The organism is Bradyrhizobium sp. WSM2254, assembly GCF_000472645.1.
Lineage (GTDB): Bacteria > Pseudomonadota > Alphaproteobacteria > Rhizobiales > Xanthobacteraceae > Bradyrhizobium > Bradyrhizobium niftali.
Genome location: NZ_AXAB01000003.1, coordinates 231,648 through 256,362 on the forward strand (window position 1 = coordinate 231,648; position 24,715 = coordinate 256,362).

21 protein-coding genes are annotated in these 24,715 nt (G+C 63.8%); 7 read left to right on the plus strand and 14 right to left on the minus strand.

From position 1 onward, the window contains the following. Window positions 1-24: 24 nt before the first annotated feature. A complete protein-coding gene (locus A3M7_RS0106080; protein WP_027543123.1) occupies window positions 25-1,101 on the plus strand; it encodes a hypothetical protein in 1,077 nt (358 codons plus the stop codon). A gap of 117 nt (window positions 1,102-1,218) precedes the next feature. On the opposite strand, the gene A3M7_RS46215 is transcribed toward A3M7_RS0106080, so the two are convergent. Next, a complete protein-coding gene (locus A3M7_RS46215; protein ID WP_198033707.1) occupies window positions 1,219-1,764 on the minus strand; it encodes a hypothetical protein in 546 nt (181 codons plus the stop codon). Between the two features lie 363 nt (window positions 1,765-2,127). Here A3M7_RS46215 and A3M7_RS0106085 point away from each other — a divergent pair, with 363 nt between their 5' ends. Next, on the plus strand, window positions 2,128-2,769 hold the full coding sequence (locus A3M7_RS0106085; protein WP_027543124.1) for a glutathione S-transferase family protein: 642 nt from the start codon (window positions 2,128-2,130) through the stop codon (window positions 2,767-2,769). Between the two features lie 90 nt (window positions 2,770-2,859). Here A3M7_RS0106085 and A3M7_RS0106090 read toward each other — a convergent pair whose 3' ends face one another. The 5 genes from A3M7_RS0106090 to A3M7_RS0106110 all read right to left on the minus strand — a co-directional run bounded on the left by A3M7_RS0106090 (window position 2,860) and on the right by A3M7_RS0106110 (window position 8,415). Further along, a complete protein-coding gene (locus A3M7_RS0106090; protein ID WP_027543125.1) occupies window positions 2,860-3,525 on the minus strand; it encodes a TadE/TadG family type IV pilus assembly protein in 666 nt (221 codons plus the stop codon). Then, window positions 3,525-4,085 (minus strand): TadE/TadG family type IV pilus assembly protein, encoded by a 561-nt coding sequence (locus A3M7_RS0106095; protein ID WP_027543126.1) that lies wholly within the window; start codon window positions 4,083-4,085, stop codon window positions 3,525-3,527. The genes A3M7_RS0106090 and A3M7_RS0106095 overlap by 1 nt, the downstream gene beginning before the upstream one ends. Window positions 4,086-4,095: 10 nt before the next feature. Further along, entirely contained in the window at window positions 4,096-5,520 is a 1,425-nt protein-coding gene (locus tag A3M7_RS0106100; protein ID WP_027543127.1) for a TadE/TadG family type IV pilus assembly protein, read from the minus strand. 431 nt (window positions 5,521-5,951) lie between these two features. Beyond that, the gene (locus tag A3M7_RS0106105; RefSeq protein WP_027543128.1) at window positions 5,952-7,511 is read right to left on the minus strand and encodes an acyl-CoA carboxylase subunit beta; all 1,560 of its coding nucleotides are present in this window, start codon (window positions 7,509-7,511) and stop codon (window positions 5,952-5,954) included. After that, the gene (locus A3M7_RS0106110) at window positions 7,441-8,415 is read right to left on the minus strand and encodes an IclR family transcriptional regulator (protein WP_027543129.1); all 975 of its coding nucleotides are present in this window, start codon (window positions 8,413-8,415) and stop codon (window positions 7,441-7,443) included. Before A3M7_RS0106110 ends, A3M7_RS0106105 begins: the two co-directional genes overlap by 71 nt. 94 nt (window positions 8,416-8,509) lie before the next feature. On the opposite strand from A3M7_RS0106110, the gene A3M7_RS0106115 reads away from it, so the two are divergent. The 4 genes from A3M7_RS0106115 (at window position 8,510) to glsA (ending at window position 14,223) form a co-directional block, all read left to right on the plus strand. Further along, window positions 8,510-8,731 carry an acetyl-CoA carboxylase biotin carboxyl carrier protein subunit gene (locus A3M7_RS0106115; RefSeq protein ID WP_027543130.1) on the plus strand — a complete coding sequence of 74 codons (222 nt, stop codon included), beginning with the start codon at window positions 8,510-8,512 and terminating at the stop codon, window positions 8,729-8,731. A 224-nt stretch (window positions 8,732-8,955) separates the two neighbouring features. Continuing rightward, on the plus strand, window positions 8,956-10,119 hold the full coding sequence (locus A3M7_RS0106120) for a TAXI family TRAP transporter solute-binding subunit (RefSeq protein ID WP_027543131.1): 1,164 nt from the start codon (window positions 8,956-8,958) through the stop codon (window positions 10,117-10,119). Between the two features lie 43 nt (window positions 10,120-10,162). Then, window positions 10,163-12,361 carry a TRAP transporter permease gene (locus tag A3M7_RS0106125; protein ID WP_027543132.1) on the plus strand — a complete coding sequence of 733 codons (2,199 nt, stop codon included), beginning with the start codon at window positions 10,163-10,165 and terminating at the stop codon, window positions 12,359-12,361. Between the two features lie 20 nt (window positions 12,362-12,381). Then, window positions 12,382-14,223, plus strand: coding sequence for a glutaminase A (gene glsA / locus A3M7_RS0106130; RefSeq protein ID WP_027543133.1), 1,842 nt, complete (start codon window positions 12,382-12,384; stop codon window positions 14,221-14,223). A gap of 16 nt (window positions 14,224-14,239) precedes the next feature. Here the strand turns inward: glsA and A3M7_RS0106135 are convergent, their stop codons facing one another. The 5 genes from A3M7_RS0106135 to A3M7_RS0106155 all read right to left on the minus strand — a co-directional run bounded on the left by A3M7_RS0106135 (window position 14,240) and on the right by A3M7_RS0106155 (window position 20,455). After that, window positions 14,240-14,542: a nucleoside triphosphate pyrophosphohydrolase family protein gene (locus A3M7_RS0106135; protein ID WP_027543134.1), complete on the minus strand. Its 303-nt coding sequence runs from the start codon at window positions 14,540-14,542 to the stop codon at window positions 14,240-14,242. Between the two features lie 25 nt (window positions 14,543-14,567). Further along, entirely contained in the window at window positions 14,568-15,095 is a 528-nt protein-coding gene (locus A3M7_RS0106140) for a carboxymuconolactone decarboxylase family protein (protein ID WP_011086710.1), read from the minus strand. Between the two features lie 98 nt (window positions 15,096-15,193). Then, window positions 15,194-17,425, minus strand: a complete 2,232-nt coding sequence (locus tag A3M7_RS0106145; protein ID WP_027543135.1) for a N,N-dimethylformamidase beta subunit family domain-containing protein — start codon at window positions 17,423-17,425, stop codon at window positions 15,194-15,196. A gap of 13 nt (window positions 17,426-17,438) precedes the next feature. After that, window positions 17,439-19,043, minus strand: coding sequence for an ABC transporter substrate-binding protein (locus A3M7_RS0106150; RefSeq protein WP_027543136.1), 1,605 nt, complete (start codon window positions 19,041-19,043; stop codon window positions 17,439-17,441). Between the two features lie 20 nt (window positions 19,044-19,063). Beyond that, entirely contained in the window at window positions 19,064-20,455 is a 1,392-nt protein-coding gene (locus A3M7_RS0106155) for an aspartate aminotransferase family protein (protein WP_371089997.1), read from the minus strand. A 127-nt stretch (window positions 20,456-20,582) separates the two neighbouring features. On the opposite strand from A3M7_RS0106155, the gene A3M7_RS0106160 reads away from it, so the two are divergent. Continuing rightward, window positions 20,583-21,341: a FadR/GntR family transcriptional regulator gene (locus A3M7_RS0106160; RefSeq protein WP_027543138.1), complete on the plus strand. Its 759-nt coding sequence runs from the start codon at window positions 20,583-20,585 to the stop codon at window positions 21,339-21,341. Window positions 21,342-21,800: 459 nt separating this feature from the next. Here A3M7_RS0106160 and A3M7_RS0106170 read toward each other — a convergent pair whose 3' ends face one another. The 3 genes from A3M7_RS0106170 to A3M7_RS0106180 form a co-directional block, all read right to left on the minus strand. Next, a complete protein-coding gene (locus A3M7_RS0106170; protein WP_027543139.1) occupies window positions 21,801-22,160 on the minus strand; it encodes a Zn-ribbon domain-containing OB-fold protein in 360 nt (119 codons plus the stop codon). Further along, a complete protein-coding gene (locus A3M7_RS0106175) occupies window positions 22,157-23,293 on the minus strand; it encodes a thiolase family protein (protein ID WP_027543140.1) in 1,137 nt (378 codons plus the stop codon). Before A3M7_RS0106175 ends, A3M7_RS0106170 begins: the two co-directional genes overlap by 4 nt. A 152-nt stretch (window positions 23,294-23,445) precedes the next feature. Continuing rightward, window positions 23,446-24,645, minus strand: a complete 1,200-nt coding sequence (locus A3M7_RS0106180; RefSeq protein ID WP_027543141.1) for a CaiB/BaiF CoA-transferase family protein — start codon at window positions 24,643-24,645, stop codon at window positions 23,446-23,448. Between the last annotated feature and the right edge of the window lie 70 nt (window positions 24,646-24,715).

Sequence of the window (24,715 nt, forward strand, 5' to 3'; positions counted from 1 at the left end):
TCTCGATTGCGAGGAGAGATAGAGATGGCGGTTAGAGCTAGTGTCGAAGATGAACGCTTCTATAAAAAGATAGAGAAATCCCTCGATACCACCGCTAGCTTCTGGACCTTCGCGTCCGAGGGATTGAAGACTTACGACAAATATCGGCGAAGCCCGGCCTCTGGGCCGCTCGCCAGGGCGCAAGCGCTCTTGCACGAGTATAACGAAAGCCCGGTGAAACCCGGCACTCTGTCGAAAGTTCTCGCCAAGGCGGACAAAGCCAAGAAGTACTACGAGTACGTCCGCAGAGTAGAGGATGCAGTTGACGAGACGAAGCGAGACGGCGCGCTTCTTAAGCTCGGCATCAAGATCTCCATGGACCTCGCCAAGAAATGGCTTGGTGCATCGCTGACGACGCATCCCTACTATGCCTACCACAAGGTCATGCTCGACGCTCTGGCTGACGCACTCAACGCAGCCCACAACAGCAGATCCACCGTCGACGCCTATCGGCGCGCGGTATCCGCCGCAACCTCGACGGCCGTTGCGAAAGAGTTCAAGCGGCTGGAAGGCAGAAAGGTCGAGATCGTCGCGGCACATGTGGAGTTCACGGACAGGATAGGCGTGGCCGCCGACATCGCGCGCGGCTTGATAGACCAGAAGCTCGCTGAAAGAAAAATCCAACAATATGGCGGAACGGCTCGTATTGCCGCAGCCGTCGCCGATCTCCAGGCGTGGCGCGCGATGTGGGCCGGTCTCGCTTGCGAGTCGATGAAGCTCGTTATCATGGCAGGCACCGAGCTCAACGTTGCCGCCGCAGCGATGCACGAGATGCGACAAACGATGGCCAAGCTCATGGGCGGTGGCACCACGAGTGTGCTAGCCGGTCGTGGCGCCATCAGCGCCATCGAATGGGAAAAGTACGATCAGATAGTCAACAGACGGACGCCAGATCGGGCGGCGATGGACCCGGTCGCATTTGCACAGTCCAATCATGGCCGGGCCCTTGCCTGGACCACGGCCCTTGCAGAAATGTGCGATTTCGTCACAACCGACGAGGTCTACTTCCCAAGCAAATTCAATACTCAGCTCGAGCGACTGAACAAAGTTCTGTACGTCTGATAAGCCTGTCTTTGTCAACGGTTGGGGTGGGCGAAGGCGAGCCGCCAATGGTCTGGCAGCCCGCCGAGGTCCCGTTCCTGCTTCCGTCACATATCGAGATTGATGTCGGCGTTTCCCTCAACTCGTCGTGCCGCGCGGGTTGACGACCGTATACCCCCGCAAGGAACGCGCGTGCATTCTTGTTGCGTGTCCGCCCGAGTTGGCGTCATACGCCATCCAGATGTCTCCCCCGAGGTGCTGCTCCAGGACGAACACGTGGCCGCGTCGTGCCGCCACCATTCCCGGCGCTGGCGATGTACGCGGAAAACGCAGCCAGTTGGCCGCGAGATTCAATTCCGGCACCATACGACCGAACACGCGCAGGGCCGCGCCGCAACCGCAGAAGGACGAAGGACAACCGGCCGGTCGACCGCCGACGATCCGATCGCCAGGGGCATTCACCGTCGCAACGGCGCTGCCAGCGACGGCCATTGTGAGTTGTCTTGAATTGGGCGCCTGTGATGAGTACCTGGAAACGCGCTCGCGCCGCGTTTGCGAATGCGAGAAGTCGCAGGGCATGATGACGTTGCATTCCGGCGCGCGATCAATGCGGTAGGGTCGTGCTTCCGAAGCAATAGAGCTGACGGCAACAAGAAAACACGCAAAAAGAACTGGCTTGAACATTGCAGGACTCCGAGTTGAAGTGTCCTGCCCCGGAAGACGAGCAACTGATAACAGTTTGGCTGAAATGGGCCTAAAGAGCGGCCGAAAATGGCTGCATTTGCGGGCCGCTCTCCTCAATCCCCCATAAGCCACACGTTGCGACCGAAATGATTAACTCGCAGAGTACGAACGTCCGCCTTCGACACTTCCAGCGCTCCCGACAAGCGACCAGCTTCGCGCTGCGCCGGAAGCGGGAGGTCGCGACCACCTGCGACGCCGAAGGCGTTGCGCAGGAGTCTTCGACGAGCCTTGTACATATCGTGTCAGAGTGGAAATCTCGCTCCCGCGAATTTAGGCACTCAAGCCGGCGTAAGGACGCTCACTATGCTCACTGTCTATGGCGAAGGTCGTGGATTCCGTATCGTTTGGCTGCTCGAGGAATTGGGAGTGGCTTATCGGCTGCGCCCGGTCGATCTGCGGGCTGTCGAGAATGATCCCGATTTTCTTGCGATCAACCCCGCCGGCTTTATCCCGGCGCTACAGGACGGCGAGATGATCATGGTCGAATCGATCGCGATCCTCGAATACCTGCTTGCCCGCCACGGTCCGAGCCCACTCGCCGTCGTCCCGGATGATCCCGCTTTCGGCGCCTATCTGCAATTCCTCCATTTGGGAGAGGCTGGGCTCGCTGGACCAATGAATGCCGTCTTCGTCGGTCGCGCACTCGCGCCCGAAGCAGAGCGAAACGCCCGGGTCACAAACTGGGCACTGGAGACCTTTCATAGCCGGCTGGGATTGGTCATCCAGCGTCTCGCGGATCGTCCATTTCTCGCCGGAGACCAGTTCACTGCTGCCGACATTTCAGTGAGCTACGCTCTCCTGCTTGGTCTGCGAACCGGCAACTATACCCCGGGTTCAGTCGAGCGTGCCTATCTCGCCCGCACGACGACACGCCCCGCCTACGCCCGAGCGATGGAAATCTGCCAAGCTACCAAAGCTTGGGCGGAGCGATCACCGACGCTGTAGAGCCAAGTCGTGAATCCATAGACGGGATTCCCACGAGCGTGGTTTTCCGATTCAGGAATGCCCGCCTGCATCCCGGTTAATCGCCGCCGCTTAGCAGGTCTTCTGCTGCAGATGCTGGACGCATGTGCACGTCGTCGTCATCGTCGCGGAATACTTCACGTCGTAATATGGAAAGCTCGACGTGGCCGGGCTGTTCGTCGAGCAGCGCGGGAACAGGTAGTAGCTGTCGGTCAGCTTGACGGTGCCGGCGATCGTGTAGCCGAGGTTGGGTGTGTAGTCATAGGATACCTCGCTCAGGATGAGCGAGATATTGGCGTTGTTGGGATTGCTCGGATTGGTCGCGGTGAACTGGGACAAGGTCATCTGCTGACCCACGGTTCTCGCCCCCGACGAGCTCGTCGACGTGCTCCATTGCACCGTCGCATTGCCGTTGCTGTCGGTCGAGACTCCAGAGACCGTGATCGTCATCAGGGAAGTGCTGCCGTTCTTGACGGCGTAAGGCGCCATGATTGCCGTCGCGGCGCCAAGAATTGCTTGCATGCGGGTCGCGCTCACCTGCGTGTTCTGCGAAACCATGTCGGCGACACTGTGCGCGGTCGCGCTGACCTTGATGTTCATGGCGAGCCCGTTTCCCAGCTCGACGCCGCCGATGTAGAGCAGAAGCATGAACGGGGCGACGATGGCGAACTCCGTCGCTGCAACGCCGCGAACGTCGGTTCGCAGGCGCCGTGCGCGAGACGACAGGACGGCGATCATCAGGTAGCTCCTGGCTCGTTCTGGAACGCGGCGGACGACATGATCAGCCGGTTGCCGTTGGAAAGATTCGAGAGATTGAAACCGAGCGGCCCGAGGAACACCGGCCATTGGTACATCACCCGGAGAACGACGATGTCGCCGGAATTGCCGGGATCGTACTGCCAGGTGTTCTGGACCGTTCCCGTGCCGTCGAAGGTCAAGGCCGGAATGCCCGTATCGGCGGCGGACCACGACGTCGCCACCTGCATGTCGACCATCAGGCCGCTGCAGTTGAACAGGATCACGACCTGGTCGCAGACCTTCTGCTTGAATACATCCTTCGTCATCTGCGCGGACTGAACCTGTCCCGTCATGACGAGGCGCGCCGATTGGCGCACGACGGATTCGAGCAGTTGCTGGGCAAAGAAGACGAGGAACGTCTGAATAAGCGCGACGACGAGGGCGAGGAACGGCGCGGCAACGAGCGCGAATTCGACGGCCGTGGCTCCTGATTTATCTCGAACGAAGGCGCCGCAGCGATTGCGGCGTCTCGTTGTGGTTGCGACGTCCGGTCCGGTCATGGCGCGCTCTCTACTGCACGAGGCTGGCTGTGCTGGACGCAACCTTGATGAAGAGGTTGGTCAGAGCCGCGGAAATGTCGCCACCATTCTGAACGCTCGCGTACAGACCCGGCGATGCGCAGGATTGCAGCCGCTGCGCGATCGTGCCCGTTGACGAGGTCGGATTGTTGAACTGTGCGATACGGTTCTTGTACCAACTGTCGTTCAATTGCAGATACTCGGTGTAGAGGATCGCGATGCGAATGTTCCGCTTCTTGATGGTATCGCATACCGTCGTGTTGAGCGGTTGCTGGCATCGCACGGTCGTCGAGTTGGCTGTCGGGAGTGGATAGGTGGCATTGCTGTCGCAGCTGCCCCCCGTTTTGGCGATCAGCTTATCTTCGACGCCGTCGGTGACGAGGAAGACCACCTCCTGCGGCGTATCACCCGATTGATTGGTGCCGGTGCCGGGATCGGGCATCGCGGTGTTGAGGTCCGTCAGCCCCTTCGAGATATCCGTACCGTAGTCTGTGGTGTAGACGCAGTTGTTCTTGCTGTCGACAATGACGCAGTTCTGGTGGTCGCTCGTCATAATCTGAATATTGGCGATCTTCGTGCCGGCGGTGGTCGGGGTGGTCAGCGTCTGGATCGTGTTCAGGGCGTAGTCGAAGGTGTAGATTGCGGCCTTGTAGGTCGTGTTGTTGAGCGCCGACATGCACTGCATGACGCCGCCCGATACACCCGACTGCGGGCACGTCCAGGGTCCGACCATCAGTTGCGTAACGGCATTGGTCACGAGATCGATGCGCAGCGTGATGTTGTTCGCACGGGCGATGGTGAGATTATCCTTGTTCGTAGAGCTTGGAGCCGCGTTGTTGGGATGCGCCTCGTGACAAGCGAACGCGCAATTCGCCGCGTACGACGGCTGACTCTTCGTCGCGGCGATCATGTTGTCGATGTCGGTCTGGGTCGCCGCGAGCGCCATCGACGGCGAGTCGTCCAGCAGCAGGTAGAAGTTCATGTTGGGTGCGCTCGACGCCTTCGCCGTCGCGGAGCCCGCGACCTGCCAGGTCTGCTTGCCAAGGACACCGGGGAAATTGTTGATGGACTCCGCGGTGTACGAGACGGTGATGGTCCGCGCGAGACCGGAATCGGTGACAGTGACCGTCGGTGTCGGCGTCGCGGACAGCCCGGGAAGATTCGCCTTCGCGGCAAAGACGGCTTGCGCGGTCGCCTTGACGACGGTGGTGTCGGTCTGCGTCAGCATCGCGGGCCTCACGGCCGCGACCGCGGCCGCGTCGGCAGCCGCGTTCAATTGCTCCCGCTTGCGCAGGGCCAGCGTATAGTCGAGCGCCATGCCCAGCAGAAAGATGATGGGAATCATCGTGAGCGCGAAGATGATGGCGACGTTGGCCTTCCGGTCTCTCGCGAAACGAAGCACTACGCGGCCGAGCATGCCTTCACCCTGGTTGCCGTCGTTGCGGCGAAGAAATTTTCCAAAACACCGGTGACGGGAGGAGATGGGCAGGGCCTTGCCGCCGGCCACCCGATCGTCACGGGCGAAATATGGCGACAGCCATCTTAATCAACGCTTACGGGAACCCTGTAAACAGGGACCGCACCAATGAGATGTGTCATATTGAGAAAGCATCATTAACACCGCTTAAACGAGATCATCGAGGATGAGCCCGGTCGGGTCACGAATTCGGGGCGAACCGGTAACCCCGAACCTTCGCGGAACCCCGTCCCGGACGGGTACGGAGCGCAAACGCTCGCGCCGGGGGCCCGGATCTCGTCCGGACCGTCCGCGGATTCCGGGCTGCCTCGCGGAGCCCGTCGTCGGGCCGCGCCCCGCGCGGACCCGTCGGCTCGCGATGACGGTTGCCGTTACGGCCTGATCGTCATGTTTCCGGGAGGTCCGGCCTTGCGGAGCGGCTCGGCCAGCCTTGCGAACTCGCAGAGCAACGATCTCGTCTTCCGGGGATCGATGATCTCCTCGACCCAGAACTTCTCGGCCGAGCGGAACGGCGAGCGCAGCTTGTTCAGCCGCTCCTCGATCTCCCTCAGCTTCGCCGCCTTGTCCTCGGCCGCATCGATGTCGGCGCGGTAGGCCGCTTCGATGCCGCCTTCGAGCGGGAGCGAGCCCCAATAGGCCGACGGCCAGGCATAGCGGATCGAGAAGCGGTCGGCCGGCTGATGCACCACGCCGGCCACACCAAAGGCGTTGCGCAGGATCACCGTGCACCAGGGCACGGTGGTCTGGTTGACCGCGGCCATGGCGCGGACGCCGTGGCGGATGGTCGCCGCCTTCTCGGCATCGAGGCCGATCATGAAGCCGGGGCAGTCCATGAGATAGACGACGGGCAGATGGAAGGTTTCCGCGAAATCGACCCAGCGCACCACCTTCTGGCAGGCATCCGCCGTCCATGAGCCGCCATAGTGAAAACTGTCGCTGGCGAGCAGCAGCACCGCCCTGCCCTCGAGCCGTGCGAGGCCGACGATAACAGGCTTGCCGAAATTCTTCGCGACCTCGAAGAACGAGCCCTTGTCGACGACGGACTCGATGATCGGCCGCATCTTGTAGACCTGCTTGCGGTTGCGCGGCACCGCGTTCATCAGCGCTTCCTCGGTGCGCTCGGGATTGTCGGTGCAGGGCAAGGTCGGCGGCAGCTCGTAGACCGACGACGGCAGATAGGACAGGAAGCGCCGCGCGCAGGCGAACGCCCCTTCTTCCGTATCGACAGCGTGATCAACCGCACCGGCACGGGTCTGGATATCCGCGCCGCCGAGCTCCTCCTTCGAGAGGTCCTGTCCCAGTGCCTTCACCACCGGCGGCCCCGCGACGAACATCGCGGACTTCCTGGTCATGATGGAATAGTGGCTGGCGGCAAGACGCGCGGCACCGAGCCCTGCGACCGAGCCGAGGCCGAGCGCGACCACCGGTACGCGCGACAGGTTTTCGGTCGTGAAGCGATACCAGCGCGTGCCGCCGATACCGCCAGGCAGGTTCGCCGCGCCCTTGGTCTCGATGGTCTTGACCGAGCCGCCGCCGCCGGAGCCTTCGATGATGCGGACGATGGGCAGACGGAAGTCGTGCGCCATCTCCTCCGCCATCAAGGGCTTGGCCGAGATCGAGGCATCCGCCGAGCCGCCGCGCACGGTGAAATCGTCGCCGACCACGACCACGGTGCGGCCGTCGACGCGCGCGCGGCCGAACACGCAGTTCGCCGGCGTCAATTTCTGCAACTCGCCGCTGGAATCGTACTCGCCGATACCGGAGACGGCACCGATCTCGTGAAAGCTGCCTTTATCGATCAGCTTGTCGATGCGCTCCCGAACAGTCAGCCGGCCCTGGTCATGCTGTCGCTTGACCTTGTCAACGCCGCCCATCTCCCGCGCGAAGGCTTCGCGCCGGGCGAGCTCGTCGAGTTCCGGCTTCCAGTTCATTCACTCCCTCCGAATTGATCGGCTTGTTATTGTTGTGCACGGCCATTGCGACCGGTTTGCGCGAGATGCGGTTGTTGAAGACATCGCCTTCCGCGCCCTCCAGCAAGCTGCCGAGCGAACGGCCGAGCGCGAGCATCAGCGGCGCGACTTCGGCATGCAGCCGTTGCTCGTCATACATCGCGGACAGAAGGCCGATCGTGATGACGACGAAGGTCTGGTACTGCGGCGACCAGATCGGCACCGCGAGACCATTGATGTGCGGGCTCCACAGACCGCAGGCCACGACATAGCCGCGCTCGTGCAGCGATTGCCGGTTGGCTTCGATGCGGGGCTTCAGGATCTTGGCCGCCTCGGGCGCTTCGCGCTCCATGTCCGCAATGAAGGCATCGCCGACCTCGGGCGCCAGCGCCGCAGTGTAGGCCGCGCCTGCCGCGGTCGAGGCCATCGAGATGCGGCTGCCGGTGCCTTCATGCAGGCCAAGCGCTGTCGCCGAGCGCGCGAACTGGAGATAGACGAGATGGAAGCGATCGGGGACGACGAAGCCGACCGTACCAGGCAATTGCTCGGCGACTTCCTGGAGCCGCTGGCGGATCATGCTGCGCAGCTGCGCGCCCTTCATCATCGAGGCGCTCATCGCCACCGCGCTCGGACCGATGCGATATTTCTGATCGCGCGGCAGATAGACGAGCTGGCCCATGCGCGTCAGCGTGTGCGTGAGCCGCGACACGGTCGAGCGCGGCAGGCCGCAGCGATTTGAAATCTCGAGATTGCCGAGCCTGCTATCGTGGCCCTCGAAGCATCGCAACACGTCGAACGCGCGCGACACCACCTGGATGACATCACCCTCACCGGCTTCGCCAGCGAGCGCACCTTGTCTACTCAACCGCTCCGAACGTCGTCCCATGATCCCTACCAGTTGTTCCGCTCTGCGGAATTAAATTCCGCTTGCAGAAGAAGCTACCTCAGGCATTTTGCGACCACAACAAAAAGGCGATGGCATGCCAGAAATTAAGATCGTCACGGAAGTCGCGGGACGCGTCTGCGCAACTCCCGTGCAAGTTGGAGGAACCGTCGCGGATGGCGACGACGTTGTGGTGGTCGAGGCGATGAAGATGGAGATACCCGTGCCGTCGCCCGCGAGCGGCACGATCACATCGCTTCTGGTGAAGCTCGACGACATCGTCGCCGAGGGACAGGCGATCGCGATCGTCGCGAGTTGAGCGCGGATGCGGTGCGCTCGCAGCCGCGACAATGTGTCAGAGGGCGCCCCGCACGCGGATCAAGTGCTCTTGATGCGATCAGTCGCACCACAAGCGAGATCGCGCATTCACGGGACGGCGTTGCCATCGCTTGATCGCGGTGACATGATCTGTTTCAAACAAAATCTGTTTCAAACAAAGTAAGAAAATCTTCGCGGCAAACGCGATGATCATTGGAGAGAAACATGCTTCGTGGGCTGCTCGTGCTCGCGCCTGCCTTGGTTGCGGGCATTTCTTTTGCGTCTACACGCTATTCGTTCGCCGAAGACGTCAAGCTGCCGGCGACCTTGACGTTTACCGCCTATGACACCGGCACCGCCGGCTTCAACATCGCGGTCGGCGTCGGCAAGATGATGAAGGACAAATACGGCACCGACGTGCGCGTGCTCCCCGCAGGCAACGACGTCGCACGGCTTGCGCCGTTGCGCGCCAAGCGTGCCGTGTCGGCGGCGATGGGATCGGGGACCTATTTCGCGCAGGAAGGCGTGTTCGAGTTCGGCGCGAAAGAATGGGGCCCGCAGCCGCTCCAGATCCTGCTCTCGAGCGTCGATTGCAATTGCGGTTCGCTTGGCGTCGCCGCCGATACCGGTGTGAAAGATCTGAAAGACCTGAAAGGCAAGCGCGTCGGATTCGTCGTGGGCTCGCCGGCGCTGAACCAGAACTCGCTCGCGGTGCTTGCCTTCGCCGGGCTGACGCAGAAGGACGTCAAGGTCGTCGAGTTCGCCAGCTACGGCGCGATGTGGAAGGGCCTGATCAACAACGACACCGACGCCGCGTTCGGCACCACCATCACCGGCCCCGCCAAGGAGGCCGAGACCTCGCCGCGCGGCCTGATCTGGCCGCCGCTGCCGGCCAAGGACAAGGAGGGCTGGGCGCGGATGCAGAAGGTCGGCTCGTTCTTCTTCCCGCAACTTGCGACCTGCGGCGCCGGCATCTCGCCGGACAAGCCGATCGAGCTCGGCAATTACCCCTACCCGATCTTCGTGACCTACGCCGCGCAACCGGCCGACCAGGTCTACGCCATCACCAAGGCGATGGTCGTGAATTACGACGCCTACAAGGACTCCGCGCCCGGCGCGGGCGGTCTCGCCGCCGACCGGCAGACCAAGAACTGGGTGGTGCCGGTGCATCCCGGCGCGGTGAAGGCGCTGAAGGAGGCCGGGCAATGGAGCGACGCGCAGGACGCGCACAATGCCAAGTTGATCAAGCGGCAGGAAGTGCTCGCGACCGCCTGGACGGATTACGGCAAATCCAATCCACCGTCGGACGAAAGAGCTTTCCTCGACGGCTGGATGAAGGCCCGCGCCACGGCGCTTGCCAAAGCCGACATGCCGAACGGGTTTGACTGATCGCCAAACCAGCCTGCCGCACATACGTTGAGGGAGAGCGCCGATGTCAGAGACTGCGGCAGCGCCGGCGAAGAAGGTTGAATTCGAGGATCCGCATCTTGGCGCCGCCGCCGATCTGCAGGAAGCCGAGGTCACGCGCGTCCGCACCTTGAAGGGCACGTGGCGCTGGGTGCTGATGGCAGCCACGGCGGCCACCATTCTTCTCTGCGTCAACCAGCAATTCTCGCTGCGCTTCTTTGTCGACTACACACAGCTCAACACCGAATATTTTTATCTGCTGATCGCCCTGATGCTGCCGTTCACCTTCCTGATCTTTCCGGGATCGGAGAAGGCACCGCTCGACCGCATCCCCTGGTACGACCTCCTGCTGTTCGCGGCGACCTTCGGCTCGGCGATCTGGCTGATGCTCAACATCCGCAAAGCCGCGCAATTCGGCTGGGAGTTTGACGGCGCGCCGAGCAACGTCATCGCCGCCGGGCTCGTGATGTGGTTCGTCCTGATGGAGGCGCTGCGCCGCACCGGCGGCTGGAGCCTGCTGCTCAGCGTGCTGCCCTTCACCCTCTACCCGCTGTTTGCGGATTCATCCTGGCTCGGGCCGTTCCGCGGCACGCAATCGACGCTGCAACAGACCACGTCCTATCACATGCTCTCCGGCGAGAGCCTGCTCGGCATTCCCATCCAGGCGTTTGCCGACACCGTGATCGGCTTCCTCGTGTTCGGCACCGCGCTGATGATGACGGGCGCGGGCAAATTCTTCATCAACATCGCCTTTGCGATGTGCGGCACGTTCCGCGGCGGCGCGGCAAAGGTCTGCGTGTTCGCCTCCGGCCTGCTCGGCACCGTCGGCGGCAGCATCGTCTCCAACGTGCTGACCGCCGGCACGATGACGATCCCCGCGATGAAGAAGACCGGCTTCACGCCGTCCTATTCCGGTGCGATCGAGGCCTGCGCCTCGACCGGCGCGGTGCTGGCGCCGCCGGTGCTGGGCGCCACCGCGTTCGTGATGGCGCAGTTCATGAACACGGGCTATGCCGACGTCGCGCTCGCCGCGACCATCCCCTCGATCCTCTATTATGTGGGCCTGTTCGCCCAGGTCGACGCCTATGCCGCGCGCCACAAGCTGAAAGGCCTGCCCCGCGCCGAGCTGCCGCGCTTCTGGGACGCTTTCAAAGAGGGCTGGTATTATCTGTTCGTGATCGTCGTCCTCGTGGTGATGCTGCTCTACTTCAAGCGCGAGAGCCATGCACCGTTCTATGCCTCCGTGCTGCTCGTGATCCTGCATCAATGGTCGGGCCCGGCGCCGTGGAAGCTGGGCAACACGCTCGTGCTCGCCGGCTCGATCGCGGCAACGGCCGCCATGTTCTGGTTCGGCGTGCTCAACGCCGCGCTGTGGGGCATGTGCCTGCTGGCCGCGTTGAACGAGTTCTTTCCCGGCAAGAACTGGGGCGGCGCGCGCTGGCTGCACTTCCTCGAACTGAACGGCAAGACCTTCGTCGAGCTGATCGCGATCCTCGCCGGCTGCGGCCTGCTGATCGGCGCCTTCTCGCTGACCGGCGTGATCTCGAGCCTTGCCAACGATCTGCTCAGCATCGCCGGGGGCGATGCGTTCCTGCTGCTCATCATGTGCGCCATCACCAGCCTGATCCTCGGGCTCGGGCTGACCACGACCTCCTGCTACATCTTCCTGGCCATTCTGGTGGCGCCGGCGCTGGAGAAGCTCGGACTGAACAAGATGGCCGTGCACATGTTCATCTTCTACTGGGGCATGCTGTCTTCGATCACGCCGCCGGTGGCGATCGCCTCCTTCGCGGCCGCCGGCATCGCCGGTGCGCCCGCGATGAAGACGGGCTGGGAATCGATGTGGGTCGGCAGCATCATCTATTTCATCCCGTTCTTCTTCGTGCTCAATCCGGCGCTGCTGCTTCAGGGCAGCAATCCGTACTTGGAGGCGTTCGGGCTGACCGGGCTTGCCTGCTTCGGCATCGTCTTCATCTGCGGCGGCATCCAGGGCTACCAGGCATACGTCGGCGACTTGCGCGGCGCCGGGATGCTGGAGTGGCCGATCCGCGTCCTGCTGGTGATCGGTGGATTCGTCATCGCGACGCCCGGCGGCGGGATCATGCCGTTGTCGCAGATGCAGGTGACGCTGCTGGGCCTCGCGATCCTCGGGCCCACGGTTTTGCTCGCCCTGCTGCTGGTCCGGCGCCAGACCATGGTCCCGGACGGGTTGCGCGTGCCCTGATTGCGTTGCACAAGGGGGCGATGACGCCGCCGCCCGCCTCAGCCTGGACCCGCTCGAAGCCGCCTTTGCTGCGGTTTCTCGACACATGCCTCAACGAATTCTCCGCCGAAACGTCCGGCGCCGTTGCCGACTACATTCCCGAGCTCGGCAAGGCCGACCCTGCCTATTTTGGCATCAGCCTCGCCACGCTCGACGGCCATGTCTACGAGGTCGGCGACTCCAGGGTGCCCTTCACCATCCAGTCGATGTCGAAGCCGTTCGTGTTCGCGCTGGCGCTGGATCTTCTGGGCGCCGGCCGTGTCGAGAGCGCGATCGGCGTCGAGCCGTCGGGCGATCCCTTTAACTCGATCCGGCTCAATTCCGACAATCACCCGTTCAACCCGATGGTCAATGCCGGCGCGATCGCCTGCACCGGATTGATCTACGACAGCAAGGGCGCGGAGGCCTTCGAGCAGATCCGCCTCGCGCTCAGCCGTTTTGCGGGACGTGATCTCGCCGTGGACGAGGCCGTCTACACCTCCGAAAGCCAGACCGGCGACCGCAACCGCGCCATCGGCTATCTCCTGAAGACCAATGCGGTAATCTCGGACAATGTCGCCGCCGTACTGGACGTCTATTTCCGGCAATGCGCGGTGCTGGTCACGGCGCGCGACATCGCGGTGATGGCGGCAACGCTCGCCAATCGCGGCATCAATCCGGTGACCGGCGAGCAGGTGATGAGCGCTTACGCGATCTCGCGCACGCTGTCGGTGATGACGTCCTCGGGCATGTACGACTATGCCGGCGAATGGATCTACCGCATCGGCATCCCCGCCAAGAGCGGCGTCGGCGGCGGCATTCTGGCGGCCCTCCCCGCCCGGCTCGGGCTCGGCAGCTATTCGCCGAAGCTCGACAAGCACGGCAACAGCGTGCGCGGCATCAAGGTCTGCAAGGCGCTGTCCTCGCATTACGACCTGCACATGCTCAACCGCAGCGACGACGCGCGCAACGCCGTCATCGCCGACTACGACATCGGCAAGAGCCCGTCCCGCCGCGTCCGCCGTCTGCAGGAGCGCGAGATTCTGGCGGCGCATGAGCAGGAGGTGCGGATCATCGAGCTGGTCGGCACGCTGTCGCTGTCGGCGGTCGACTACGTGTCGCGGCGGCTCGCGGGGCGGCCACGGCCGCAATTCGTGATCTTCGACCTCCACCGCGTCACCTCCACCACGCGCGCCGGCGCGCGGCTCGTGGCCGAGGCTTTCGAGGAGCTCGCCGCGTTGAATGTCACGGTGGTGCTATCAGGCGTCAGGCGTGCCTCCAAGGAGTGGAACAGCTTGCGGGAGTGGACCGCGGAGCTGAAGAACGTCCGCGACTTCTACCTGCTCGACACCGCGATCGAATGGGCCGAAGACCAGATCGTCTACCGCCATGGCGGCTCGATCGATTTCCACGAGACCACCGAGCTTGCCGAGCAGCCGCTGCTCGACGGACTGAGCGCAGACGAGCTAAAGGAGCTTGGCGCGATCTGCACGATCAGGACCTATCAGTCCGGCGCAAAGATCCTCACGACAGGCGATCCTGCCGACGCCCTGTTCTTCCTGCGCAGCGGCGCGGTGCATGTCACGCTGCCCGACGGCGTGCGGCTGGCGACGCTGACCGCCGGCATGGCGTTCGGCGAGATGGCCCTGCTGGAGCAGACCCGTTCCGCCGACGTGTTCGCGGACATGGCGGCGACGGCCTTCGAAGCCCCGCTGAAGGATTTCGAGCGCTTCCGCGAGCAGCATCCGCGGGCCTCCGAGCGCATCATGCGCAACCTCGCGCAGCTGCTCGCCGACCGCCTGATCGTCGCCAATGCCAAGGTGGACATCCTGACGTCGACTTGAGCGACGCCGGTATGGCTTATCGGCTTGCCGCCTCGCTGATCCGCCGCCTGATCTTGGCGGCGCTGGCCTTGAGCAATTCGGATGGCTGCTGGCCGGTCGCGGCGCACAGGCAGGCCCAGTAGTAGATGACATCGCCGAGCTCTTCGACGAGACCCGCCTTGTCGAGCCAGTCATCGCGCAGCAGCTTCTTGATGTGATCGGCGACCTCGCCCGATTCACCGGCGAGGCCAAGCCCGAGATAGGACAGCCGCTCGTTCGACGGATGCTCGTCGACTTTCGCAACGCTTGCGGCCCAGGCCGCATATTCATCGATCGTCATCGGCATCCCTCGCCGCGGCTTTGGATCAGCCCACCACTTCCGTGACAGGCTGAAGATCGATCTCGAACGTCTCCAGGAATTTCGACGTCATGATGTAGAAGCCGACCGAGAGCTGGAGCTCGACCAGCGCGGCCGGCGTCAGCTTCGATGCGATCGCCTTGAAGGTCGCGTCCGTCGGCTTGTTCAGCTTGACGATCTCGTCGGTGAAGGCGAGCGCGGCGCGCTGCACTTCATTGAAGCAGGACGCCGCCTGCCAGTTCTCCAGCGCCTCGTTCTGCTCGTCGGTGACGCCAACATTCTTGCCGATGCGCTTGTGCGCGACGATCTCGTAAGGCGCCTCGCACAAGATGCCGGTGCGCGTGATCGCAAGCTCGCGCACGACCGGATCGAGCTCGCCCTTGTGGCGGATAGCCCCGCCGAGCCGGCAGTACTGCTCAAAATAGCTCGGCGAATGCGACATCATCCGGAAGATGTTGGCGTGGCGGTTCTTGTCGAGGATTTCGCGGGTGCGGTCGGACGCCTTGGACGGGTCGCTGTAGTTGATACGGGCCATCAGTCACCTTGGGTCTTGGTCTTGTTGTCGTTTTTAGGAGTTCCCAAGACTAATCTTGCGCTGACGCAAGCGCAACATCATCGCATATCGCGTCATTGCTACGCAGTCGACGCTTTCGGCGCCTGGAACGGCGTGGAATCAGCGAAGCGGCGGACGATATTGGTCACCAACAGGGCCGCCACGTTGTGGTAGCCGTCAACCGGCAACGCACCGATGAAATTCATCGAGCCGACGGAAAAGACTGCGCCGCCTTTCGGCGTCTCGAAGAAGGTCAGGTCCGAACGGATGATCTCCTCGCGCGACGCCGGCCAGGTATGGTCGTAGCGCTCCTCGTTGACCGGCTGATAGGTCGGATCGGTAAGCACGGCCCGGCCGATGATGATCGCATGATGCGGCGTGCCGAGCCGCGTGTCGGCGCGATCGAGCTCGTGGCCGGCGGCGCCCCCGCCCATGAAGCCGCGCTCGCCAAGCTTGGCGCCCGGCCTTGCCAGATCCTCGATACCCTCGCGCATGAATGCGACGCGCGAATCGAGAATGCCGTCGAGGAAGGTGTAGGGGAAACCCATGTACTCCCCTTGCGTACTGAAGCCGACGCCGACCAGCGCCTGCGGCGGGCGGCCGAGCCGTCGCCAGAGGCCGCCATAGGAGCCGTCGAAGGCATGATAGCTCTCGCCGGGCAGCGTTTCCCAGAGACGGATGCCGCCCTCGGCGCGTCGCAATTCGAAAGCCCAGGGGCCCGTCGCGTGCGGCACGACTTTCCAGTAGAAGCCGTTGCCGCCAAGATACATGAAGCGGCCGCCATTGCCGAGATAGGCACTGAGCGCGTCGAGCGTCTCGTGCGTGTGATATTCCGGATGCTGGCCGGTGAGCACGACGCTGTATTGCGACAGCAGCCCGACGCCTTCGGCATGAACGTCGTGATCGGTGATGACTTCGAAGTCGATGCCCTTGCGGGTCAGAAGATCGGTGATGGCGCTGTCGGCGGAGATCCAGTACAGGCCGGAACCGTCATCGCTGGGATCGACTAGATGGATCTGGTTCACGCGCTTGTCGATCAGGGGCCGGCGCATGGTCGACATCACCACGCCGCTGCCGTCCGAATGGAAGTTGTAGGGCGAGACGCCGTATTCGGGATGGCCGTCCGGCGCCTGCGCCAGCGCGCCCCAGGCCAGCGACCGCTCCGTGATCAGGGCTTGCCTGCCCTTCTTCTGAAACTGGCTATAGACCGTGTAACTGAAGGTCGGGGCGAGAAAGGCCACCTTGGCCTGCGATCCCGGTATCCTGGCGCGGACATAGAAGACGATGTTGTCGCGCGCTCCCTCCTTTTCCAGGTGCAGCGCATAGACGCCGCTCTTCCAGTCTTCCGGCACGGTGAAGCTCAGCGACGGCTGCCAGCCGGAATCACCGATATCGTCGTCGTGGAAATGGATCGCGCCCCAGAGCTTCGGCTCCTCCGTCCAGCGATGCGTCACGCCGCCTGTCCAGCGCGATCCCGTCATCGCGCGCGTCGGCAGGTTGATGCAAACGCCGTGCGCGTTGGAAGGACCGATATCGGTCGCAATGTCGGTCGGAATGCCGATGGAAAAATCCCATTCGGCGATGGCCGGGGCCGCAGCTCCGGAGCCTTGCGCGGCGATGACGCCGTCAAGGCCCGCACCGCCATTGGTGATGCGCGGCTGTTCGATCTTGCCGTTGAAATGGTGGACTGCGCCCCGGCTTCCGCGCTCCGCCGCGATCGCCGCCGCCCCCATGCCGGCGAGCGCAGCCTTCGGCGCGCTCAGCATTTTCGTCGCGCGCTCGTCGCGGTCGAGCCTGATCTTGCGGGGGGCCTGTGCGATCGCCAGCGATCCGGTCGCCGGGTCGAACAGGCACGCGATATCGTGCCACGCCCGCTCGGTGAGCGCGACGCCGGTCTCGACCTCGACGGTGTCCTGCCCGGTGACAAGCCGGGCGAAAGCGCCGCTTTCGCCGACGCCGAGCGTCAGCGAGCCGCCGGCGCCCGCCCAGTTCAGCACGGCCCGCTTGCCCGCGGCGAGCAGGGTTGGCCAGACCGTCGCGGCAAAGGCGATCGGACCTGCCGGCAACGCCAGCGCTGATACATCGACCCATGAGCCCTTTGCGATGGTCTGCTCGATCCCGTCGTGCTGGCCTTCGAGATCCCACTTGACCGGAATCTCGCGATAACCGGGCCCCTTCGGGTTCGGGTCACCACAGATGACGCGCGCGATCCGCGCCGAGTAGCGACCGCCGCCCTTGACCGCGATCATGAAGTTGATGTCGTCGCCGGAGCGCACGCTCCAGCGGTCCGCATAGCCGGTGATCGGAAGCATCGAAAATCCTTCTTCAGGCGCCGCGCACGTTCCAGAACAACGGCAGGCCCTTGAGCATGCCCGTCAGGCTCTTCTTGTAAGCGGTCGGCTGATAGAAGACACCAAGCGGAACGTAGGGAACATCGATAAAGCACTGCTTCTGCATCTCGACGCCAATCCTGGCCTGCGCGGCGGCATCGGGCGCGGCGAACCAGGCATCCCGCAGCTGTTCCAGCTTCTCGCTCTTCGCCCAGCCGAAGGTTGCCTTGTCACCGCTGCCGCGGATGAAGTTATGCGCCGAAGGATTCAGCTGCGTGACACCCGCGGAATAGGTGCAGAAGGCGCTGTATCCGCCCTTGTCCGGCGTCTCGCGGTTGCCCATGCGCCGCAGCATCGAGCCCCAGTCCATCGCCGCGTAGTCGAGATTGAAACCGAGCTTGCGGAACAGATCGGCCGCGACTTCGCTCATCTGCCCGATGACAGGGAAATCGCCCGGCGCCATCAGCAGCACTTTCTCGCCCTTGTAGCCGGCGTCCTTGATCGCCTTGGCCGCGGCGGCGACGTCGCGGGGGCCGGTCAGCGCTTCCATGCCGGCATCGTTCGCCATGTTGCCGCCGGGCGCGAAGAAGCCGATCTTGTCCCGCCAGAGACTGCTGTCCTCTCCCGCGACCGCGGACATGAATTCCTTCTGGCTGATGGCGGAGAGCACCGCGCGGCGGATGGCCGGGTTGTCGAAGGGCGGCTGCGTGTGGTTGAAACGCAGCACGCCGACATTGCCGATCGGGTCGAGCAGCTCGACATTCAGCGCCTTGTTGCCCTTTAGCTTCGGCAACAAGTCGACGATGGGCTGATCCCACCAGTCGATCTCGCCCTGCTGAAGCGCGGCCGCCGCCGTCGCGGGGTCCGGGATGACCTGCCACTCGACCCGGTCGAAATGCGCGATCTTCGGACCGGCGAGCAGGCTCGGCGTCCCCTCGGGTCGCGGCACATAGCCGTCGAAGCGCGTGTAGACCAGACGCGCGCCGGGCACGTGCTGATCGGCCTGGAACTTGAACGGACCGGAGCCGATCAGCTCCTTGACCGGCGTGACGCTGTCCGTCTGCGCAAGACGTTCCGGCATGATGAAGGCGACGATGGCGCCCACTTTGCCGAGCGCTAACGGCAGCAGCGGAAACGGCGACTTGAGACGCCATCGCACGGTCTTGTCATCCGGTGCCGAGACTTCGTCGACCAGGTTGAAGAGCGAATTGCCGAAAGCATCGCGCGAGGCCCAGCGTTTCAGGCTCGCCACCACGTCGCGTCCGCGCACGGGCTCACCGTCATGGAATTTCAAGCCATCCCGTAACGTCATCGTCCAGAGCTTGCCGTCGTTCTCGACGGTATGGCCGGCGACCATCTGCGGCTGAACCTCGAATTTTTCATCGACGCCGTAGAGAGTGTCCCAGATCAGGAAGCCGTGGTTCCGGTTGACCAGACCGGTGGTGATCATCGGATCGAGAATTGCGGCATCGGCCTGCGGCACGAAGCGCAGCACGCGCGAGGCTTGCGCGCGGGCCAGCCGCGGCATCGGCAAAGTCGAGCCCAAGGCGACGCCGAGACCGGCGCCCAGGGTGGATCGGAGCAGGTCTCGACGGCGCATGCTATGGTCTCCTCAACGGGTTACGCAGATGGACGTGTCTCGGCAAGCTTCGCTTCGGCGCTGAACAAGGTCCGCCCGAAAAGGTCGAGCGCCTCGTCGATTCCGGCCTCGTCAATGATCAGCGGCGGACAGAACCCGATCGTGTCACCCATCGCGCGGATGATCAGGCCATTCTCGATCGCGAGGGCGTCGAACATCGCGCCGACCTTCAGCACGGGATCGAAGGCCTGCCGTGTCGCGGGGTCGGCGACCAGTTCGACCCCGATCATCAAACCCTCGCCCCGCATCTGGCCGACGATGCGCGAATCCCGCGCGATCTGCTCCAGCCCGGCGCGGAGCCGGCCGCCCATGCGGCGGACATGCGGCACCACATCCATCTCGTGATAGATCTTCAATGTCTCGAGCGCGATGGCCGCGCCGACCGGGTGCCCGGAATTGGTGAAACCGTGGCCGAACAGCTCGCCGCCCTTGTTCATCTCGCTGAGTGCATCCCGGATCGGACGTCCCAGCAACACGGCGGACATCGGGAAGTAGGACGAGGTGATGCCCTTGGCGAGCGCCACCATGTCCGGCTTCATGCCGACCGTCTCGCAGCCGAACCAGTTGCCGGTGCGGCCGAAGCCGCAGACCACCTCGTCGCCAAGCACCAGGATGTCGTGACGGCGCAGCACCGTCTCGATCGCAGCGAAGTATCCCTTCGGCGGCACGACGATGCCGCCGCCGGCGTTGATCGGCTCGGCGATGAAGGCTGCGATCGTGTCGGGCCCCTCGGCCATGATCAGCGCTTCGAGATCGGCGGCGAGGCGATCGACGAATGCCGCCTCGCTCTCGCCCGGCCTGGTGCCGCGATAAGCATCCGGGCAATGCGTGTGCAGGAAACCGTCGAGCGGGAGGCCGAATTCACGGTGCATCCGCGGCAGGCCGCACATCGAAGCCGCAACTATCGTCGAGCCATGGAAACCGCGGTCGCGAGCGATGATCTTCCGCTTCCCGGGCTTGCCATGAACCGCGTGATACACCCAGGCGAGCTTCACCATCGTCTCGGTGGCTTCCGAGCCGGAGGTGGCGAAATAAGCCTGCGCATCCGGGATCGGCGAGATTTCGACCAGCTTCTCGGCGAGGTCGATCGTGTTGTCAGGCGTCTTGTGATTGAAACTGTGATAGAAGCCGAACTTGTCGTAGGCCGCCGCTGCTGCCGCCTTGAGGCGCTTCTCGGAAAAGCCGAGCGAGGTGCACCAGAGCCCGGCCATCGCTTCCAGATAACGCTTTCCGCTCGCGTCATAGACATGGACGCCCTCGCCGCGTGCCATGATCAGCGGTCCGATTTCTGCGTGACGCTGTGGGTTGGTCTGCGAGTGCAGATGGAACGCGATGTCGCGCGCCTCGGCTGAATTGGGCTTGCTGTCGAACACGCGCGCAGCCTCCATCGTCCCACCGACGGAGCATTCCCAACCCCGGTCGCGCGAAACTGGTCAGTCCAAATTGGTCTGACCAGCTTGGCTTTCGTGCGGCAGCTTGTCAAACTCAAATAAAGAGCTGATGAGCACGAAGATGTTGCACGATCCCCCGTCCAAGCCTGAACGCAGCTTCGAGATCGTCGCCCGGCGCATTGCTGCGATGATCCAGGCGAATTACCGGATCGGCCAGCGCCTGCCGGCCGAGCGCGATCTCGCGAAGACCTTTGGCGTGTCGCGGCCGACGGTGCGCGAGGCCATCCTGTCGCTGGCGATGGCCGGCATGCTGAAGGTGCGCAGCAACAGCGGCGTCTATGTGATCAGTCGTCAGGAAGCGCCTGACGTGCATGCGCTCGAAGGTTTCGGGCCGTTCGAGAATCTGGAAGCGCGCCAGCTCATTGAGCCGCAGATCGCGGCGATCGCGGCGCAGCGCGGCACCGAAGCCACCTTCGCGCAGCTCGCCGAAGCGCTCGCCATGATGCGCTGGGAACATGCGCAGGGACGCGAGGCCGACACGTCGGACCACCGTTTCCACATGGTGCTGGCCGAAGCGACGGGGAACGGCACGCTGGTGTCGATCAGCGACTCCTTGTGGCGCGCGCAAACCGAGTCCGGCATCTGGCAGGAAATTCACAACCATATGCGCATGGAGAATTACCGCCCGATGTGGCGCAGGGATCACGAGGCCATCTTCGAAGCCGTTCAAGCGAGGAACCCGCGCAAGGCGAGCCTCGCCATGACGCGTCACCTCAACAACATCAGGGATGCGCTGATGGAGTCTTCGAATGCCAGATCGATGGCCACGACCAAATCTCCCGCGAATGCTCCCAAGAAGGTCCGGTGAAACTTTTCGCGGTTGAATAAAGTTTCCGCAAACCCTGTGCTGCGCGACCGCAAGAGCAACATTATCGAGTCAAAATCCCGCCGCATTGCTGATCGACCTTGGCACAGTCGGTATTCGCCGCGTGGGGACAAATCGCGGTGGATACTCGCAAGGGGTGTTCCGAGTAAAAAACGATTGGCCGTCGGGTGCGCTAGCCGCGCAACGATGAGTCACGCCCAAGTCTAGGGAGAAAAGGCATGAAGGAAGCCACCAAGGGGGCGGCCTCGGGAGCGCTCGCGCATATGCTGGCGGTGACGGCGATGCTCGTCATCGCCAGCATCTTGTTCTACGGGCGCTAGTAAGAGTTGTAAGCGTTGTAAGAGTTTTCGTCGTTCCGGGGTGGCCCTCGCACAGGCCAGGCTCAGAATACCCGTTCCAGGCTCGGTCTTTCGGACCGCCCCCGAATGACGAAATCCCGCGCTACTTGCTCCTGGTGAAGAACGGCACGAGCTTTCCGGCGAACGGCTTGAAGCCCGCATCGACCTCGTCGCCGATGGCGAGGTCGTTCTCGCCATGGGCCATCATGCGAAAACCCTCGGCGCAATCGACCAGCAGGATGTTGTAGGGCACGTGCGCGCGCGTCTCGGGCGTCGCGGCGCGGCAGACCAGCGAGGTCGCATAGACCCTGCCCTTCCCGTTGGCGCGCTGCTCGCGCGGGTCGGACGCACCGCAGGCCGCGCAGAAGGCGCGGTGGAAATACTGCACATGGCCGCATGAATCACAGGCCTGGTAGGTGATGGCCTCCTCGCCTTTGGTCCAGTCCGCGATTCGCCCACTCATCGCACCCGCTCCAGGAACATGCTGACATGGGACGACAGCACGCCGCCGTCGCCGTGCAAGAGTGCGATCGAGGCATCGCGCACCTGGCGGTTCGCCGCCCGCCCCGTCATCTGCAAATGCGCCTCGACCAGATGCGCCATCGCGCCGCCGACGCCGCAATGGCCGTAGCTGAGCAGACCGCCATGGGTGTTGAGCGGCATCGCGCCGTCGCGGCCGAAATGGCCTGATCGCACGCGGGCAGCCGCCTCACCGCGGCCGGCGAGGCCGAGGTCTTCCAGCAGCATCGCGAGGGTAATGGTAAAACTGTCGTAGATCGCCGCGTAGCGCACGTCGGAGATCGCAAGGCCGGTGGCCTCCCTGGCGCGCGCGATCGAGATCTCGGCGCCGAGCTCGCTTAAGCCGGGCGCAGCCGTGACATGCTGATGGGTATGGGCCTGGGCGCAGCCGCGGATGCGCACACCGGCCCCGCCCGTCCGCTCGCGGCTGATGACGAAGGCCGCACCGCCGTCCGACACCGGGCAGCAATCGAGCAGCTTGAGCGGCATCGCGACCGGCTTCGAGGCCATGACGTCGGCAACCGTGATGGGATCGCGGAATTGCGCGCCGGGATGGGTGCAGGCGTGGACGCGCATCAGCACCGCGAATTCGGCAAGGTCCTCTTCGGTCACGCCATATTCGTGCATGTACCTGCTGGCAACGAGGCCGTAATAGGCGGGAATGGTCGGGCCCAGCGGCACCTCGTAATCGGGATGGCCGACCTGCGCCAGCGCCTGGATCGAGGCATCGCGGCTCTGTCCGGTGAGGCGGTTCTCGCCGGCGACGACGAGCACATTGCGCGCGACGCCTGCTTCGACGAGATGATGGGCGAGCATCGTCATCGCCAGCCCGGTTGCGCCGCCGACCTGCACGGCATGGGCGTAGCTCGGGCGGATGCCGAAATGCTCGGCGAAGACGGTCGCCAGCATGATGTGCGGCGACACGGTGGAGTAGCCGCAGAGGACGCCGTCGATCTCAGCACGCTTCAGCCCGGCATCGTCCAGCGCGGCTTGCGCGGCCCTGCTCATCAGGTCGAGCGAGGATGAGCCTTCGTGCTTGCCGAACGGCGTGAGGCCGACGCCGGTGATGAAGCTCATGCTCTCTCCTCCTCGTCATTCCGGGGCGCGACGAAGTCGCGAGCCCGGAATCCATCGTACGGCATGCTTGGAGGATAAATGGATTCCGGGCTCGCGCCCCTGATGGGCGCGCCCCGGAATGACGGATGAGAGAGTTGTCGTCATCGCTACCCCTATTCCGGCGCGGATCGCGTCACGCCGTCGCGTACCAAGGCGGCGATCTCGTCCGCGGAATAACCGATCTCGCTCAGTATCTCCGCGCCGTGCTCGTTGAGACGCGGCGCAAGCCTGATAGGCTCGGCCTCGGTCTCCGACCAGCTCGCCGTCACCTTCATGCTGCGGATCGGTCCTTCCGTCGGATGGTTCACGACCGGGAAGAAATTGGTCGCCTCCAGATGCTCGTCGTGCAGCATCGAGGCGAGGTCGTGCATCGGCATGACCGGCACGTCGGCCTTGGTCAGCAGGTCGATCCATTCGGCTGTCGTGCGCGTCTCGAAGATGCGGGCGAGCTCGGCATAGACGACGTCGATATTGCCGGCGCGGCCGGCGAAGGTCGCGAATTTGGGGTCGGCGCGCAGATCGTCGCGGCCCGTGGCCTTGAAGAAATTTTCCCACTGCTTGTCGTTGTAGACGATGACGCTGAGATAGCCGTCCGAGGTCTTGTAGGGCCTGCGGTCGCGCGAGAGGTGGCGGGCATAGCCGCCCTTGTCGAGCGGCGGCTCAAAGGTGAGCCCGCCCATGTGGTCGCCCATGACGAAGCCGGCCATGGTCTCGAACATCGGGATGTCGACGCGCTGGCCGCGCCCGGTGTGGTCGCGATGCACGAGGCTGGCGCAGATCGCGCCGACGGCGGTGAGGCCGACGATGCGGTCGACAAGCGCGTTCGGTACATAGCGCGGGGTGCCGTCACCGGTCTGCGCCATCAAGGCGGGGAGCGCGGTGGCGCCCTGGATCAGATCGTCATAAGCGGGCTTGGTGGCATAGGGCCCGTCCTGGCCGAAGCCGAACACACCGGCATAGACGAGGCGCGGGTTGATCGCGGAGACGACGTCATAGCCGAGCTGAAGCCGCGCCATCGCCTGCGGGCGAACGTTGTAGACGAGAACGTCGGCATCCCTCAGCAGCCGCAGCACGGCATCGCGCCCCGAAGGCTTCTTCAGATCGAGGCAGATCGAACGCTTGCTGCGGTTGGTGTTGAGAAACACCGGGCCCATGCCGGCGTGGCGCATCGGGCCGATCAGGCGGGTGACGTCGCCGTCCAGCGACTCCACCTTGATCACGTCGGCACCGTAGTCGCCGAGCATCTGGGTCGCGTAGGGCCCCATCAGCACGGTGGTCATGTCGACGACCTTGATGCCCTTCAGCGGCCCCATTGGTTCGCTCCCGATTGCGCGGGCGCAAAGCGCGGCCCGCGATTTCGGTCCAGCTAACGGCAGCGGTGTC